General features: G+C 69.3%; 14 protein-coding genes and 1 pseudogene. 4 read left to right on the top strand and 11 right to left on the bottom strand.

Going from position 1 to position 14,689, the window contains the following annotated elements; genetic code table 11:
- The 4 genes and pseudogenes from N415_RS18670 to pgsA form a co-directional block, all read right to left on the bottom strand.
- Nucleotides 1-220: pseudogene (locus tag N415_RS18670) on the bottom strand (hypothetical protein); the annotation flags it as partial.
- Between the two features lie 18 nt (nucleotides 221-238).
- A complete protein-coding gene (pspA, locus tag N415_RS18665; protein ID WP_068107220.1) occupies nucleotides 239-1,057 on the bottom strand; it encodes a phage shock protein PspA in 819 nt (272 codons plus the stop codon).
- Nucleotides 1,058-1,170: 113 nt separating this feature from the next.
- Nucleotides 1,171-1,506 (bottom strand): transcriptional regulator ClgR, encoded by a 336-nt coding sequence (clgR, locus tag N415_RS18660; protein ID WP_068107218.1) that lies wholly within the window; start codon nucleotides 1,504-1,506, stop codon nucleotides 1,171-1,173.
- Nucleotides 1,507-1,609: 103 nt separating this feature from the next.
- Entirely contained in the window at nucleotides 1,610-2,182 is a 573-nt protein-coding gene (gene pgsA / locus N415_RS18655) for a CDP-diacylglycerol--glycerol-3-phosphate 3-phosphatidyltransferase (protein WP_068185162.1), read from the bottom strand.
- A gap of 83 nt (nucleotides 2,183-2,265) precedes the next feature.
- Here pgsA and N415_RS18650 point away from each other — a divergent pair, with 83 nt between their 5' ends.
- The gene (locus N415_RS18650) at nucleotides 2,266-2,784 is read left to right on the top strand and encodes an amino-acid N-acetyltransferase (protein ID WP_142282043.1); all 519 of its coding nucleotides are present in this window, start codon (nucleotides 2,266-2,268) and stop codon (nucleotides 2,782-2,784) included.
- A gap of 66 nt (nucleotides 2,785-2,850) precedes the next feature.
- Here N415_RS18650 and N415_RS18645 read toward each other — a convergent pair whose 3' ends face one another.
- A complete protein-coding gene (locus N415_RS18645) occupies nucleotides 2,851-5,400 on the bottom strand; it encodes a DNA translocase FtsK (RefSeq protein WP_193376478.1) in 2,550 nt (849 codons plus the stop codon).
- Nucleotides 5,401-5,501: 101 nt separating this feature from the next.
- On the opposite strand from N415_RS18645, the gene N415_RS18635 reads away from it, so the two are divergent.
- From N415_RS18635 to N415_RS18625, 3 genes are read left to right on the top strand one after another with little or no spacing between them, the layout of a single operon-like run.
- Nucleotides 5,502-5,816, top strand: coding sequence for a putative quinol monooxygenase (locus N415_RS18635; RefSeq protein ID WP_068129134.1), 315 nt, complete (start codon nucleotides 5,502-5,504; stop codon nucleotides 5,814-5,816).
- Entirely contained in the window at nucleotides 5,813-6,637 is an 825-nt protein-coding gene (locus N415_RS18630; RefSeq protein WP_068107210.1) for a mycofactocin-coupled SDR family oxidoreductase, read from the top strand. Before N415_RS18635 ends, N415_RS18630 begins: the two co-directional genes overlap by 4 nt.
- A gap of 6 nt (nucleotides 6,638-6,643) precedes the next feature.
- Nucleotides 6,644-7,516, top strand: a complete 873-nt coding sequence (locus N415_RS18625) for an SAM-dependent methyltransferase (RefSeq protein WP_068185149.1) — start codon at nucleotides 6,644-6,646, stop codon at nucleotides 7,514-7,516.
- Here the strand turns inward: N415_RS18625 and N415_RS18620 are convergent.
- The 6 genes from N415_RS18620 to N415_RS18595 form a co-directional block, all read right to left on the bottom strand.
- A complete protein-coding gene (locus N415_RS18620) occupies nucleotides 7,513-9,189 on the bottom strand; it encodes a ribonuclease J (RefSeq protein WP_068185146.1) in 1,677 nt (558 codons plus the stop codon). The genes N415_RS18625 and N415_RS18620 overlap by 4 nt on opposite strands.
- 7 nt (nucleotides 9,190-9,196) lie before the next feature.
- Nucleotides 9,197-10,099 (bottom strand): 4-hydroxy-tetrahydrodipicolinate synthase, encoded by a 903-nt coding sequence (gene dapA / locus N415_RS18615; RefSeq protein WP_068185143.1) that lies wholly within the window; start codon nucleotides 10,097-10,099, stop codon nucleotides 9,197-9,199.
- A gap of 107 nt (nucleotides 10,100-10,206) precedes the next feature.
- Nucleotides 10,207-10,959 (bottom strand): FAD-dependent thymidylate synthase, encoded by a 753-nt coding sequence (gene thyX, locus N415_RS18610; RefSeq protein WP_068129205.1) that lies wholly within the window; start codon nucleotides 10,957-10,959, stop codon nucleotides 10,207-10,209.
- 97 nt (nucleotides 10,960-11,056) lie between these two features.
- Nucleotides 11,057-12,115 (bottom strand): restriction endonuclease subunit S, encoded by a 1,059-nt coding sequence (locus N415_RS18605; RefSeq protein WP_068185140.1) that lies wholly within the window; start codon nucleotides 12,113-12,115, stop codon nucleotides 11,057-11,059.
- Complete coding sequence (locus N415_RS18600) at nucleotides 12,112-13,452, bottom strand: N-6 DNA methylase (protein WP_068185137.1); 1,341 nt, start codon at nucleotides 13,450-13,452, stop codon at nucleotides 12,112-12,114. The genes N415_RS18605 and N415_RS18600 overlap by 4 nt, the downstream gene beginning before the upstream one ends.
- Nucleotides 13,452-14,678, bottom strand: coding sequence for a crosslink repair DNA glycosylase YcaQ family protein (locus N415_RS18595; RefSeq protein ID WP_068185181.1), 1,227 nt, complete (start codon nucleotides 14,676-14,678; stop codon nucleotides 13,452-13,454). The genes N415_RS18600 and N415_RS18595 overlap by 1 nt, the downstream gene beginning before the upstream one ends.
- Nucleotides 14,679-14,689 lie beyond the last annotated feature (11 nt).

The following is a 14,689-nucleotide window of genomic DNA, read 5'->3' as shown; positions in this document are numbered from 1 at the left end:
ACGCCGCCAGCACACCGGTCACCACGATCCAAAACAGGCAGCCGACGCCGAAGATCACACCCCACCGCAGCGCCCGGCGGCGACGGCGCAGCAACCGCGCCCGCGGATCGGCGGCGGCGCTGATCTTTTGGGCCACGAAGTCGGAAAGGTCGGCGGCGGTGTCCAATCCGCGTTGCAACACCGCCCGCCATGGCGAGCGCTGAGCCGCTTTCACCGCCATCGCGAACCGTCCGCGGGGTTACTGACCAAAGGGCTTCTCGGCGACCTGACCGCCGGCGCTCTCGGCGGGCGCTGGAGTGGCCCCGGCGGCGGGCGTCCCACCCGCCGGCAGGGCGTCGCCGCGCATCGACGCGCGGATCTGCTCGAGCCGGGAATGGCCCGCCATCTGGATGCCGGCCTGCTCGACCTCGAGCATCCGGCCCTGCACCGAGCCCTGAGCGAGTTCGGCCGACCCGATCGCGTTGGCGTAGCGGCGTTCGATCTTCTCGCGAACCTCGTCGAGGTTCGGGGTGGTGCCCGGGGCGGCGATCTCGCTCATCGACCGCAGCGACGCGCTGACCTGTTCCTGCATCTTCGCCTGCTCGAGCTGGCTGAGCAGCTTGGTGCGCTCGGCGATCTTCTGCTGCAGCACCATCGAGTTCTGTTCGACGGCCTTCTTGGCCTGGGCCGCGGCGGACAGCGCCTGGTCGTGCAGCGTCTTGAGGTCTTCGACGCTCTGCTCGGCGGTCACCAGCTGCGCCGCGAACGCCTCGGCGGCGTTGTTGTACTCGGCGGCCTTGGCGGCGTCGCCCGCGCCGGTGGCCTGGTCGGCCAGCGTCAGCGCCTGGCGCACGTTGACCTGGAGCTTTTCGATGTCCGCCAGCTGCCGGTTGAGCCGCATCTCGAGTTGGCGCTGGTTGCCTATCACCTGCGCCGCCTGCTGGGTCAGCGCCTGATGCTGGCGCTGCGCCTCCTCGATGGCCTGCTGGATCTGCACTTTGGGGTCGGCGTGCTCGTCAATCTTGGCGTTGAACAGCGCCATGAGGTATTTCCACGCCTTGACGAACGGATTGGCCATCAGTCAGCTCCACCTTCGCTTCTCGTATGCCGGGCACGCGCCCTGCCGCTCAATTTAGTGGGTCGGCGACGATCGCCCCACCCCTGACGCGGGATCGCGTCGTGCGGGCGCGCTCAGGCCACGGCCAGCGAGGCCACCGGCGGAATGACGACCTTGGTGCTGGCGTCGATGGTGCTGCTCGCTCCGGCGGTCGCGGCGCTATGGGCCGCGTGTTCCGCGCTGGCCATCCGCTCCCCGGCGCCGGTGAGGACCGCCGACAGCGGCACCTGCAGCGCGTCGCAGATCGCGTTGAGCAGCTCGCTGGACGGCTCCTTTCGGCCGCGCTCCACCTCCGAGAGATATCCGAGGCTCACCCGTGCCGAATCCGAGACCTCCCGCAGCGTCCGGCCCTGTGACGTCCTGGCCCGACGCAACACGTCGCCGATGACCTCGCGCATCAATGGCGGCATCCCGCCCTCCTTCGTCCAGTCAGCCCTGCTCAGCACGAAAAACAGACCCCATTCAGCAGGCACTCATAAGGGTCAACGCCACCGAGGGCGGCCTGGTTCCCGTTCAGCCGGTCGTCTGGCGAACTCGCCTGACGGTCCTGATCGTCCCGGCGACGTAGTCGATGCCGGTGACCACCGTGAGCACGATCGCGATGCCCATCACCACCGCCGCCACTACCCGGAACGGTCCGGTCAGGGGGAGCACGAACAGGCCGATCGCCAGTGCCTGAACCACGGTCTTGAGCTTGCCGCCCCAGCTCGCCGGGATGACGCCGCGGCGGATCACGGCCAGCCGCAGCAGCGTGACCACGACCTCGCGGGCCATGATCACCACGGTGACCCACCACGGCAGGTCGCCCAGCATCGACAGGCCGATCAGTGCCGACCCGATCAGCGCCTTGTCTGCGATCGGATCGACGAACGCGCCGAATTCGGTGGCCATTCCGTAGTTGCGGGCCAACAAACCGTCGAACCGGTCGGTCAGGCAGGCGACCGCGAAAATCACGAAAGCGACTATGCGCCCGACGATTTGGTGGCCGTCACCGGTGAACAACGCGAATAGGAAGACGGGGACCAGAACCAGCCGCAGCAGTGTGAGGACGTTGGCGAGGTTGGCGATGCGGGCGCGGCCAGCCATTCCGGACGTTTCAGGCTGTGCCGACACGGCATCAGAATAACCGTTGACCAGCGCTCCCTTCGCCGTTGCCGATACTGTTACCCGTGACTGAAAGCTCACGCGACCGCTTGCCCGTGGTCCGGCGCGCGCGAACGTCGGACGTTCCCGCGATCAAACACCTCGTCGACACCTACGCCGGACGCATCCTGCTGGAAAAGAACCTGGTGACGCTGTACGAGGCCGTCCAGGAGTTCTGGGTGGCCGAGGACGCCGACGGCAAGGTGGTCGGCTGCGGGGCACTGCACGTGCTGTGGTCGGACCTCGGCGAGATCCGCACCGTCGCCGTCGACCCGTCGGTGACCGGGCAGGGCATCGGCCACGCGATCGTCAACCGGCTGCTGGAGGTCGCGCGCGAGCTGCAGCTGGAGCGGCTGTTCGTGCTGACGTTCGAGACCGAGTTCTTCGGCCGGCACGGGTTCACCGAGATCGAGGGCACGCCGGTCACCGCCGAGGTGTACGAGGAGATGTGCCGCTCCTACGACATCGGTGTCGCCGAGTTCCTGGACCTGAGCTACGTCAAACCCAACATCCTGGGCAACTCCCGGATGCTGCTGGTGCTCTAGTCCGGCGAGCAGACGCAGAATCGCACAAAATGCGTGCTTCCAGTGCGATTCTGCGTCTGCTCGGCGCTATTCCGGAGCGTCCCCGTCTGAGCCGCCGTCCAGGCCCCGGATCGCAGCCAGCGTCGCGGCCAGCTCGTCGGGCTTGACGAGCACGTCGCGCGCCTTGGAGCCCTCGGACGGCCCGACGATGCCACGGGTCTCCATCAGGTCCATCAGCCGGCCGGCCTTGGCGAAGCCGACCCGCAGCTTGCGCTGCAGCATCGAGGTCGAGCCGAACTGGCTGGACACCACCAGCTCGACGGCCTGCAGGAACAGGTCCATGTCGTCGCCGATGTCGGGGTCGACGTCGGTGCGCTCGCTGGTCGTCTTGGCGGTGGTCACGCCCTCGGTGTATTCGGGTTCGGCCTGGTCCTTGCACGCGTTGACGACGGCGTGGATCTCGTCGTCGGTGATGAAGGCGCCCTGCAACCGGACCGTCTTGCTGGCCCCCATCGGCAGGAAGAGGGCGTCGCCCATGCCGATCAGCTTCTCCGCGCCGGCCTGGTCCAGGATCACCCGGCTGTCCGTGAGCGACGACGTCGCGAACGCCAGCCGCGACGGCACGTTGGTCTTGATCAGGCCGGTGACGACGTCGACGGACGGGCGCTGGGTGGCCAGCACCAGGTGGATGCCCGCGGCGCGGGCCTTCTGGGTGATCCGCACGATGGCGTCCTCCACGTCGCGCGGCGCGGTCATCATCAGGTCGGCCAGCTCGTCGACGATCGCCACCACGTAGGGGTAGGGCCGGTATTCGCGCTGGCTGCCCAGCGGCGCGGTGATCGCGCCGGAGCGCACCTTGGCGTTGAAGTCGTCGATGTGGCGCACCCGGGAGGCCTGCATGTCCTGGTAGCGCTGCTCCATCTCCTCGACCAGCCAGGCCAGCGCGGCCGCCGCCTTCTTCGGTTGGGTGATGATCGGGGTGATCAGGTGCGGAATGCCTTCGTAGGGCGTGAGTTCCACCATCTTCGGGTCGATCAGGATCATCCTGACCTCTTCCGGGGTGGCCCGCGTCAGCAGCGACACCAGCATCGAGTTCACGAAGCTCGACTTGCCGGATCCGGTGGAACCGGCGACCAGCAGGTGCGGCATCTTGGCCAGGTTCGCCGAGATGAAGTCGCCCTCGATGTCCTTGCCCAGCCCGATCACCAGCGGGTGGTGGTCGCGGCGGGTCGACGGCGCGGTGAGTACGTCGGCCAGGCGCACCATCTCCCGGTCGGTGTTGGGCACCTCGATGCCGACGGCGGACTTGCCGGGGATCGGGGCCAGCATCCGCACGCTCTCGGTGGCCACCGCGTAGGCGATGTTCTTCTGCAGCGCGGTGATCTTCTCCACCTTCACGCCGGGGCCCAGCTCGACCTCGTAGCGGGTGACGGTGGGTCCGCGGGTGCAGCCGGTGACGGCGGCGTCGACCTTGAACTGGTTGAGCACCTCGCTGATGGCGTCGGCCATGACATTGTTGGCGGCGCTGCGCTTCTTGGGCGGATCGCCGGCGATCAGCAGGCTCAGCGCCGGCAGCGTGTAGGGCCCCTCGACCACGCGGTCCACCACCAGCGGTTCCGGCTTCTTGGTGCGACGGCGGCTTCGCCCGGGTTCGGGGATGGTGGGCGTGTCGTCCGCGATCGGTTCGTCGAGACTGGCCGGCGCCGCGGCGGCCGACGGCCACGCCTGCGGTTCCGGTTCCGGGGACTCGTCGTAGTAGCCGTCGGAGAAGTCGTCGCGGGGCTGATCACTGTCGACCTCGTCGTCGAACTCGTCCGCGTAGTCGTAGGCGATGTCGTCGCCGAGCAGCCGGCCGCCGAACATGGAACGCACCACGTCGGGCACCTCGCGGATGGTGGTCCCGGTGAGCAAAAGCAGTCCGAACATGAAGCCGATGAACAACAGCGGCGCGGCGATCCAGGGCGTCAACCCGTCCGACAGCGGCCCGCCGATGGCGAAACCGATGAATCCCGCTGCGCGGCGGCGCAATTCGGGGTCTTCTGGCGAGCCGGACCACAGGTGGCGCAGGCCGAGCGCCGACAGGGCGATCAGGCTGCCGCCGAGGATGAGCCGCGGGCGCGCATCGGGATTGGGCTCGGTCCGCATCAGCGTGACCGCCACCGCGGCGGCGACCACGGGCAGCGCCAGGACGCCCGAGCCGATGAAGGTCCGCAGCAGCGTGTCGACCCACGCGCCGACCGGGCGGGCGGCGTCGAACCACGAGCTCGCGGCGACCACGACGGCGACGCCGAGAAGCACCAGCGCGATCCCGTCGCGGCGATGTCCGGGATCGATGTCGCGGGCGCGCCCGATGGAGCGCGCGGCGCCGCCGGTGCCCCGGGCGGCCATCAGCCAGGTGGCGCGCATGGCGCGCCCGCAGGTCAGCCCCGTGGCGACCAGCAGCGAGGAGTTGCGGCGCTTGGCGGGCCTGCCCGCCTTCTTGCGGGGCGCCGCCGGGCGCGCGCTTCGGGACCTCCCCCGCGAAGGTGCCTTTGACCTGCTCGTTCGGGCTCCGGAGCGGGCGGCGGTCTTACTGGGCATGACGCTCAGAGTAGTCGCAAAAGCCTCATCTACACCACCCGCCACACTGGTAACCATCGCCGGGCGGGCGATGCCGCCGATCGGGCCTGGGTAGGGTGGCTAGCGGTGATCTACGTCATGCCGTCACCCACCCCTCTCACCCCCAGGAGGCCCTGAGCATGCCCGTCGTCGTCGTCGCCACCATGACCGTCAAACCCGAATCGGTCGACACCGTCCGCGACATCCTGACCACTGCGGTATCGGAAGTGCACGAGGAGCCCGGCTGCCAGCTGTATTCGCTACATCAGACCGGCGAGACCTTCGTCTTCGTCGAGCAGTGGGCCGACGAGGAAGCACTCAAGGTGCACAGCACCGCCCCGGCGATCACCAAGCTGTTCACGGCGGCCGGCGAGCACCTGGCCGGCGCGCCGGACATCAAGATGCTGCAGCCGATTCCGGCCGGCGACCCGGACAAGGGACAGCTGCGCGCGTGAGCGGTAACGCCCCGCTGCACGGAAAAGTCGCGCTGATCACCGGGGCCGCCCGCGGCCAGGGCCGCGCGCACGCGGTGCGGCTGGCCACCGACGGCGCGAACATCATCGCGGTCGACCTGTGCGAGCAGATCGCCAGCGTCCCGTATCCCCTGGCCACCCCGGAGGATCTGGCGGCCACCGTCAAGCTCGTCGAGGACACCGGCGCCCGCATCGTCGCCAAGCAGGCCGACGTCCGGGACCGCGAATCGCTCGCGGCCGCGGTGCGGGCCGGCCTCGACGAATTCGGCCGGCTGGACATCGTGGTCGCCAACGCCGGCATCGCCCCGATGGCATCCGGTGACGACGGCTGGCGCGACGTCATCGACGTCAACCTCACCGGCGTCTACAACACGATCAAGGTCGCGATATCGCCCATGGTCAAGCAGGGCAGCGGCGGGTCGATCGTGCTGATCAGTTCGGCCGCCGGGCTGGCCGGGGTGGGCAGTCCCGACGCCGGCTCGGTGGGCTACGCGGCCGCCAAGCACGGCGTGGTGGGGTTGATGCGGGTATACGCGAATCTGCTTGCGGGTCAAAACATCCGGGTCAACTCGATCCATCCGACGGGCGTCGAAACCCCGATGATCAACAACGAGTTCACTCGGGAGTGGCTCGCCAAGATGGCGTCCCAGACCGACCAGCCGCGCAGCCTGGGCAACGCGCTACCGGTGGAAGTGTTGCAGGCCGAGGACATCGCCAACGCGGTGGCGTGGCTGGTCTCCGACCAGGCCCGCTACATCACCGGCGTCACCCTGCCCGTCGATGCGGGCTTCTTGAACAAGTAGTCGCTCATGGCGCGAAATCCCGCGGCGCAGACGGCGTTCGGCCCCATGGTGTTGGCCGCCGTCGAACACAACGAGCCGGCCGGGCGCCGGCTGGTGGACGACGACCTCGCGGAACTGTTCCTGCCACGCCCGCTGCGATTGCTCGCCGGCGCGACGCGCTGGGACCCGGCCCGCCGCCTGATGATCCGCGGCTCGGAGTTCACCGGCCCCGGGCTGTGGGCGAATCTGGCCTGCCGCAAGCGTTTTATCGACGACAAGATCGCGGCGGCGCTGGGCGACGTCGACGCCGTCGTCATCCTCGGGGCGGGTCTGGACACGCTGGCCTATCGGCTGACCCGGCGGGCGCGCATCCCGGTCTTCGAGGTGGACCTGCCGATCAACATCGCGCGCAAGGCCAAGACGGTGCGCCGGGTGCTCGGTGATCCGCCGCTGTCGGTTCGGTTGGTGGCGTTGGACTTCGAGCGCGACGACCTGCTCACCTCGTTGGCCGAGCACGGCTATCGCCCCGACTACCGGGCGTTCTTCGTGTGGGAAGGGGTCACCCAGTACCTGACCGAGGACGGCGTCCGGCGCACGCTGGAGGGACTGCGCGCGGCCGCGCCCGGCAGCCGGATCGTATTCACCTATGTCCGAAGGGATTTCATCGACGGCAGCCATCGGTACGGCACCCGCACGCTGTACCGCAACGTCCGCGAGCGTCACCAGCTGTGGCACTTCGGCCTGGATCCCGACGAGGTCGCCGGGTTCATCGGCGAATACGGTTGGCGGCTGGTGGAGCAGGCCGGCCCCGACGAGCTGGTGGCGCGGTACGTGCAGCCCGCCGGCCGCAAACTCGGTGCCTCGCAGCTGGAATGGTCGGCGTACGCGGAGAAGACCTAGACCTCGATGACGGTCGGCACGATCATCGGCTGCCGGCGGTAGGTTTCGCCCACCCACTTGCCGACCGTGCGGCGCACGCCCTGGGCGATGCGGACGGGATCGGTCACGTTATCGGAGGCCAGCTGCTCCAGCTCCGCCTCGACCTTGCGCACGGCCGGCTCGAGCGCCTTGGGGTCTTCGGAGAAGCCGCGCGAAATCAGTTGCGGCGCGGCGGCCGGACGCCCGGTGCCGCGCTGCACCACCACGATCGCCGCTACGAATCCCGACGACAGGATCAGCCGCTCGCCCAGGGTGATGTCGCCGACGTCGCCGGTGATCAGCCCGTCGACGAACATCTTGCCCACCGGCACGGCCCCGGCGATCGTGGCCTTGCCGGCCATCAGGTCGACGCTGACCCCGTTCTCCGCCAACAGGATCGAGTCCTGGGGCACCCCGGCGCGCGCCGCGAGCTTGGCGTTGGCGCGCAGCATCCGCCAGGTGCCGTGCACCGGCATCACGTTGCGCGGCCGCACCCCGTTGTAGAGGAAGAGCAGCTCGCCCGCGTACGCGTGGCCGGAAACGTGAACGCGCACTTGCTGGTTGGTGACGACGCGGGCGCCGATCTTGGCCAGCTCGTCGATGACGCCGTACACCGCCTCCTCGTTGCCGGGGATCAGCGACGACGACAGGATCACCAGGTCCTCGGACGTCAGCGTAATGCTGCGGTGCTCGCCGCGTGACATCCGCGACAGCGCCGACATCGGTTCACCCTGGGTGCCGGTGGTGATCAGCACGACCCGCTCAGGCGCCATCATCTCGGCGGCGGAGATGTCGATCAGGTCGGAGTCGTCCACGCGCAGGAAACCCAGCTCCCGCGCGATGCCCATGTTGCGCACCATGGAGCGCCCGACGAACGACACCCGCCGGCCCAAAGCCACTGCGGCGTCGATGATCTGCTGCACCCGGTCCACGTTGGAGGCGAAGCACGCCACGATCACGCGGCCGTCGGCGCCCCGGATCAGCCGGTGCAGCGTCGGGCCGACCTCGCTTTCCGACGGGCCGACGCCCGGGATCTCCGAATTCGTCGAGTCGCACAGGAACAGGTCCACACCCGCGTCGCCCAGCCGAGACATGCCGGGCAGGTCGGTCGGCCGGCCGTCGAGCGGCAGCTGATCGAGCTTGATGTCGCCGGTGTGCAGCACGGTTCCGGCACCGGTGTGCACGGCGATGGCCAGCGCGTCGGGGATGGAGTGGTTGACGGCGAAGTACTGACACTGGAAGACGCCGTGCGTGCTGCGCTGCCCCTCGGTGACCTCGACGAAGACCGGCTTGATGCGGTGCTCGCGACATTTGGCCGCGACCAGCGCGAGGGTGAACTTCGAACCGACGACCGGGATGTCGGGGCGCAGCTTGAGCAGGAACGGGATCGCCCCGATGTGGTCCTCGTGCGCGTGGGTGAGCACCAGCGCCTCGATGTCCTCGAGGCGGTCCTCGATGTGGCGCAGGTCCGGCAGGATCAGGTCGACACCGGGCTCGTCGTGGGTGGGGAACATCACCCCGCAGTCGATGATCAACAGCCGGCCCAGGTGCTCGAAAACCGTCATGTTGCGGCCGATTTCGCTGATGCCGCCAAGCGCGGTGACCCGCAACCCGCCCGGAGCCAGGGGACCCGGTGGGGCGAGTTCCTCGTTCACGTTCGACTCACCTGAGAACCGAGGCCGCGCGCATGTCGGCGGCCAGCGCCTCGATCTGCTCCGGCGTCGCCGGCATCTGCGGCAACCGGGGGTCGCCGACATCGACGCCCTGCAGGCGCAGACCCGCCTTCGACATGGTCACCCCGCCGAGCCTGCCCATGGCGTTGCACAGCGGTGCGACCGCGACGTTGATCTTGCGGGCGGTCGCCATGTCGCCGGAGGCAAAGGCGGACAACAACTCCCGCAGCTGGCCCGCCGCGACGTGCGAGATCACGCTGATGAAACCGGTGGCGCCCACGGCCAGCCACGGCAGGTTCAGCGCGTCGTCGCCGGAGTAGTAGGCGAGCCCGGTTTCGGCGATGATCTGGCCGCCGCTGTGCAGGTCGCCCTTGGCGTCCTTGATCCCGACGATGTTCGGGTGCGCGGCCAGCGCGTGGATGGTCTCGGTCTGGATCGGTATCACCGAGCGGGGTGGGATGTCGTAGAGCAGCACCGGGAGCTCGGTCGCGTCGGCGACGGCGTTGAAATGCGCGATCAGCCCGCTCTGCGGCGGCTTCGAGTAGTACGGCGTGACGACCAGCAGTCCGTGCGCACCCTCGGCCGCGCAGGCCTTCGCCAGCCGGACGCTGTGAGCCGTGTCATAGGTGCCGGCGCCGGCGATGACGCGGGCCCGGTCACCGACCGCCTCGAGCACGGCGCGCAGCAGCTCGAGTTTCTCGTCGTCGGTGGTGGTAGGCGACTCGCCGGTGGTCCCGGAAACCACCAGGCCGTCGCACCCCCCGTCCACCAGGTGGTTTGCCAGGTGCGCCGCAGCCTTGGGGTCCAGCGCGCCGTCGGCGGCGAACGGCGTCACCATCGCCGTCAGCAGGGTTCCCAACCGGGCGGGGGCGTCGAATCCGACGGTGCTCACGGTCTTCAGGTTACCTGGCGGTACCAAACGCAATTAGCCGCCGCGCGGCTCAGGCTTCGGTGGGCTCAGGCCGGATTGCCGCCTCAGCCTTCCCCGGCTGCGCCGCCTCAGGCTTCGGTGGCCAGAGGGCTGGTGGCGACCTCGGTGCCGTCGGCCAGGGTGGAGACCTCGAAGTCGGCGAACACCGCGGGCGCCACGCCGACGAGCTGGCGCAGGCACTCGATGGCCAGGCGCCGGATTTCCACGTCGGCGTGCTCGCTGGCGCGCATGGCGATGAAGTGCCGCCACGCGCGGTAGTTCCCGGTGACGACGATGCGGGTCTCGGTGGCGTTGGGCAGCACCGCGCGGGCGGCCTGGCGCGCCTGTTTGCGGCGCAATATCGCGCTCGGCTGGTCGGCGAACTTGGCTTCCAGTTTCGCCAACAGCTCGGCGTAGGTGGCGCGGCTGGCGTCGGCGGCCTTGACGAGGATCTCCTGCAGTTCGGGGTCGTCGTCCATGCCCGGCGGGACGACGACGCGCGAGTCCCCCTCCGGCACATAGCGTTGCGACAGCTGCGAGTAGGAGAAGTGCCGGTGTCGGATCAGCTCGTGGGTGCAGGATCGCGAGATGCCGGTGATGTAGAACGAGACGCTGGCATGCTCGAGCACCGAAAAGTGTCCGACGTCGATGATGTGTCCGATGTAGCCGGCGTTGGTCGCCGTCTTCGGGTTGGGCTTCGACCAGCTCTGATAGCAGGCCCGCCCGGCGAACTCGACCAGCGCGGGGCCGCCCTCGGCGTCGGTCGTCCAGGGCACGTCCGGCGGCGCCAGGAACTCCGTCTTGGCGATCAGTTGCACGCGCAGCGGCGCGGTCTCGGCCACGGCGCCCACCTTATCGTTGGGCGATCGTTGGGCGCGCCGAGTCTGCGCTCAGCGCGTGTTTCGGGCCCGATCGGGCGCTCTGAGCGCAGTTTCGGCGCTAGACCGGGCCCACCGCGAGCTCGCCCGATATCAGCAACGGCAGCAGCGTGTCGCGGAAGGTGGACAACCGCGCGGATTCCGCGCGGCGCGCGTGACACAGCGCGCCCAGTCCGGTGAGCGTCCGCGCCGCCGCGGGCGCCAGGCGCCGGACGTCGCGGACCGGAACCTCCAGCAGGTCGCGCGATTGGACGCGCTGGTGGCTCCCCGACGTCCCGGCGGCCCGCCGCTGCAACGTCGCGACGACGTCGGGCTGCCGCAAAGCCGCCCACAGCGCCGACGTGTCGACGCCGACGGGACGCAACACGACGAACTCCGTGCTGGCCAAAGCCATTTGCGGGGGCAGGCCCACCACATTCCAGACGCGCGGAATCCTGGGATTGAGCTTCGCGAACAGCACGCACGGCTCGGACAGGACGAACTTGGCGCTCTTCACGCTTTCCCCGGCGACCAGCCGGTGTTTCGCGCCGTCGTCGAACGCATGGAGGCTGAAGTGGGCCACCACGTCGTCGAACCCGGGCGGACCGAGGAGTTCCGTCGACCGGCGGGCGAGGGCGGACAGCGGCACGCGTTCGGACACCGACTCGGCGGTCGCGACCATCAGGCTCTCCGCGGCCTCGATCACGCGTTGATTGGCGGCGATCTTGTCGTCAATGGCACCGAGCACCTCGGCGACACGGCGGCGCTGCGGGGCCGCGACGGTCGAGACGCAAACCTCACGCAGGATCGTCTGGTTGAGCAGCGGCTGTCCCGATCCGCCCCGGTGTCCGTTGAGCCCGCAGGTGTGCAGCGCGTAATACCAGTACCGCGTCTCCGCTGGGTCCTTGGCCCGGCACACCAGCGCATTGTCGGTGACCCAGACGTCGGAATCGCAGTACCGCAGGCTGCCGCAATACGATCCGACGCGCCCGAGCACGATCAGTGGGCCGGCCGCATTGCATTGCGCCGCATAGCCGATCGGCCCATTGGAGCCGTAAACGCGAAAGCGGCCGTCCGGGGTTCGCGCCGGAGAGCAGGTCCCGTTGCTGAAGTCGAGGTGGTCGCCCAGCTTGGCCTTCACCGCAGCCGCTCCACCTGCTCGCGCACCATCCGCTCCAGCCGCGCGGATTCGTCGAGCGCCGCCAACAGGTCGCCCGTCAACCGGGCGATCTTGGCGTCGAGCGGCTCCCCGTCGTCGTCGGACTCGGGCGCGCCCACATAACGTCCCGGCGTGAGCGCATAGCCCGCGGCCCGGATATCGTCCAGCGACGCGGATTTGCAGAAACCCGGGACATCTTGGTAGACAACGCCTTTGGCAGTAGCGGACTCCGATGCGCACCAAGCGTGGTAAGTATCGCCGATGCGAACGATCTCCTCGTCGGTCAGCGCGCGCTCCGTGCGGTCCACCAGGTAGCCGAGCGCGCGGGCGTCGATGAACAGCACCTGGCCCGCGCGGTCGGCCTTGTCGAGCGCGAAGAACCACAGGCACACCGGAATTCCGGTGCTGCGGAACAGCTGCCCGGGCAGCGCCACCATGCACGACACCAGGTCCGCCTCGACGATCCGCGCCCGAATGTCGCCCTCCCCGAGCGTGTTCGACGACATCGACCCGTTGGCCATCACCACGCCGGCCTTTCCGCCGGGGGCCAGTTTGGACAGGATGTGCTGAATCCAGGCGTAGTTCGCATTGGCGGCGGGCGGAACGCCGAAGCGCCAGCGCGCGTCCCGTTCGTCGCGGGCCCAATCCTTGATGTTGAACGGCGGATTGGCCATCACGTAGTCCATCTGCACGCCGGCGTGCTGGTCGCAAACGAGCGTGTCGCCGCGGACGACGCCCGCGTCGTCGATGCCGTGCACGGCGAGGTTCATCTTGGCCATCCGCCAGGTTTGCTCGATGCTCTCCTGGCCGTAGATCGTGACCTTCGCGGGATCGCCGTCGTGCTCGGCGATGAATTGCTCGGTGCGCACGAACATTCCGCCCGAACCGCAGCACGGGTCGTACACGCGGCCGCTGGACGGTTCGAGCACCTCGACCATGACCCGCACGACGCTTGGCGGGGTGAAGAATTCGCCCCCGCGCTTGCCCTCGGAGCGCGCGAAGTTGGCCAGGAAGTACTCGTATATCTCGCCCAGCATGTCTCGGCCGCGTCGCGCACCGTCGAGCAGACCCACCAGCTCACCGAGCCGGCGCGGGTCGAGGTTCTCGTAGCGCCGCGGCATCGCGGCGGCCTCCATCGCGTCGTCGATGCGACGGCCGAGGTCCGGTGATGTCGCGTTGTCCACCAGGGCTTGCCACTGCGAACCGGCGACGTGCTGCAGGAACACCAGGTCCAGGATCACGTCCTTGTATTCACCGGCCGGGACCGACCCGCGCAGTTTTTCCGCGGCCTTCCAGAGCGTGTCCTTGAGCGCTTTCATCAGCCGGCCCGCTTGGCCGCCGCGCGCAATTCGCCCGCCAGGTCGCCGCGGCCGGCGACGCTGAACCCGCCCAGCCCCAGCCACGACGCCATCGAATTCAGTTCGCCCGCCAGCGCGTCGGCGACGGCGGGCCGAGACACGTCGCGCTCGGCGAACGCGCCCACCACGCGCAGCGAGTCGGTCGCCCGGTCGGCCTTGAGGTCCACCCGCGCGACCAATCGGCCGTCCATCAGCAGCGGCCACACGTAGTAGCCATACCTGCGTTGGGCGGCCGGGGTGTAGATCTCGATGCGGTAGTGGAAGTTGAACAGCCGCTCCACCCGGGGCCGGAAGAAGATCAACGGGTCGAACGGGCACAACAGCGCGGTGCCGCGATCGGAGCGCGGCAGCGTGCGGCCCGCCCGCAGGTACGCCGGGGCCGACCAGCCGTCGACGTCGACCCGTTCGATCTCACCAGCGGCCAGCAGGTCGGCGATCGCGGGCTTGACCTGCTGGGCCGACAGCCGGAAGTAGTCGCGGATGTCGGCCTCGGTGCCCACGCCCAGCGCGGTGGCGGCCCGCAGCGTGAGCTCGCGGATCGCCTCGTCGTCGTCGACCTCGCGGGTCAGCACGCTATGCGGCAGCACCCGCTCCACCAGGTCGTAGTGGCGGGCGAAGCCGACCCGGGTGGCCGTGGTGAGCGCGCCGGAGGCAAACAGCGCCTCGGCGACCCACTTGGTGTCGCTGCGGGTCCACCAGGTCCCCTTTTTCCGCCGCGGCTCGGCGGCCAGGTGCGCCTCGATCTGCCCGGCGGTGCTGGGCCCCAGCTCGGCGACGGCGGCGAGAATGTCCTCGGCGAGTTGGGGATTGGCCTTGACGATGTGGGTGCCCCAGCGGCCGTGCCGGTATTGGCGCATCCGCCACCGCAGCAGCGGCCAGTCGTCGACGGCCATCAGCGCGGCCTCGTGGGCCCAGTACTCGACCAGCAGCCGCGGCGAGCGCGCCGAATGCGACCAGGCGGCGCGGTCCAGCACGTCGCGGTCGTAGGGCCCCAGCCGGCTGAACACGGGGGCGTAGTGGGCGCGCACCGCCACCGATACCGAATCCAGCTGCAGCACTTGGATTCTCGAGATCAGGCTCTTCAGATGCGCGCGGGTGACCGGGCCCTTGGGTCGCGGCTCGCTAAACCCTTGTGCCGCAACGGCTAAGCGCCGAGCCTGGGCGGCGGTCAGCGTGCGTTTCCCGATCGGCACGGCGC

Source organism: Mycobacterium sp. UM_CSW (assembly GCF_000455205.1).
Classification (GTDB): Bacteria; Actinomycetota; Actinomycetes; order Mycobacteriales; family Mycobacteriaceae; genus Mycobacterium.
The sequence above is the reverse complement of the archived record's forward strand: the minus strand, read 5'-3'. Positions and strand labels throughout refer to the sequence as shown.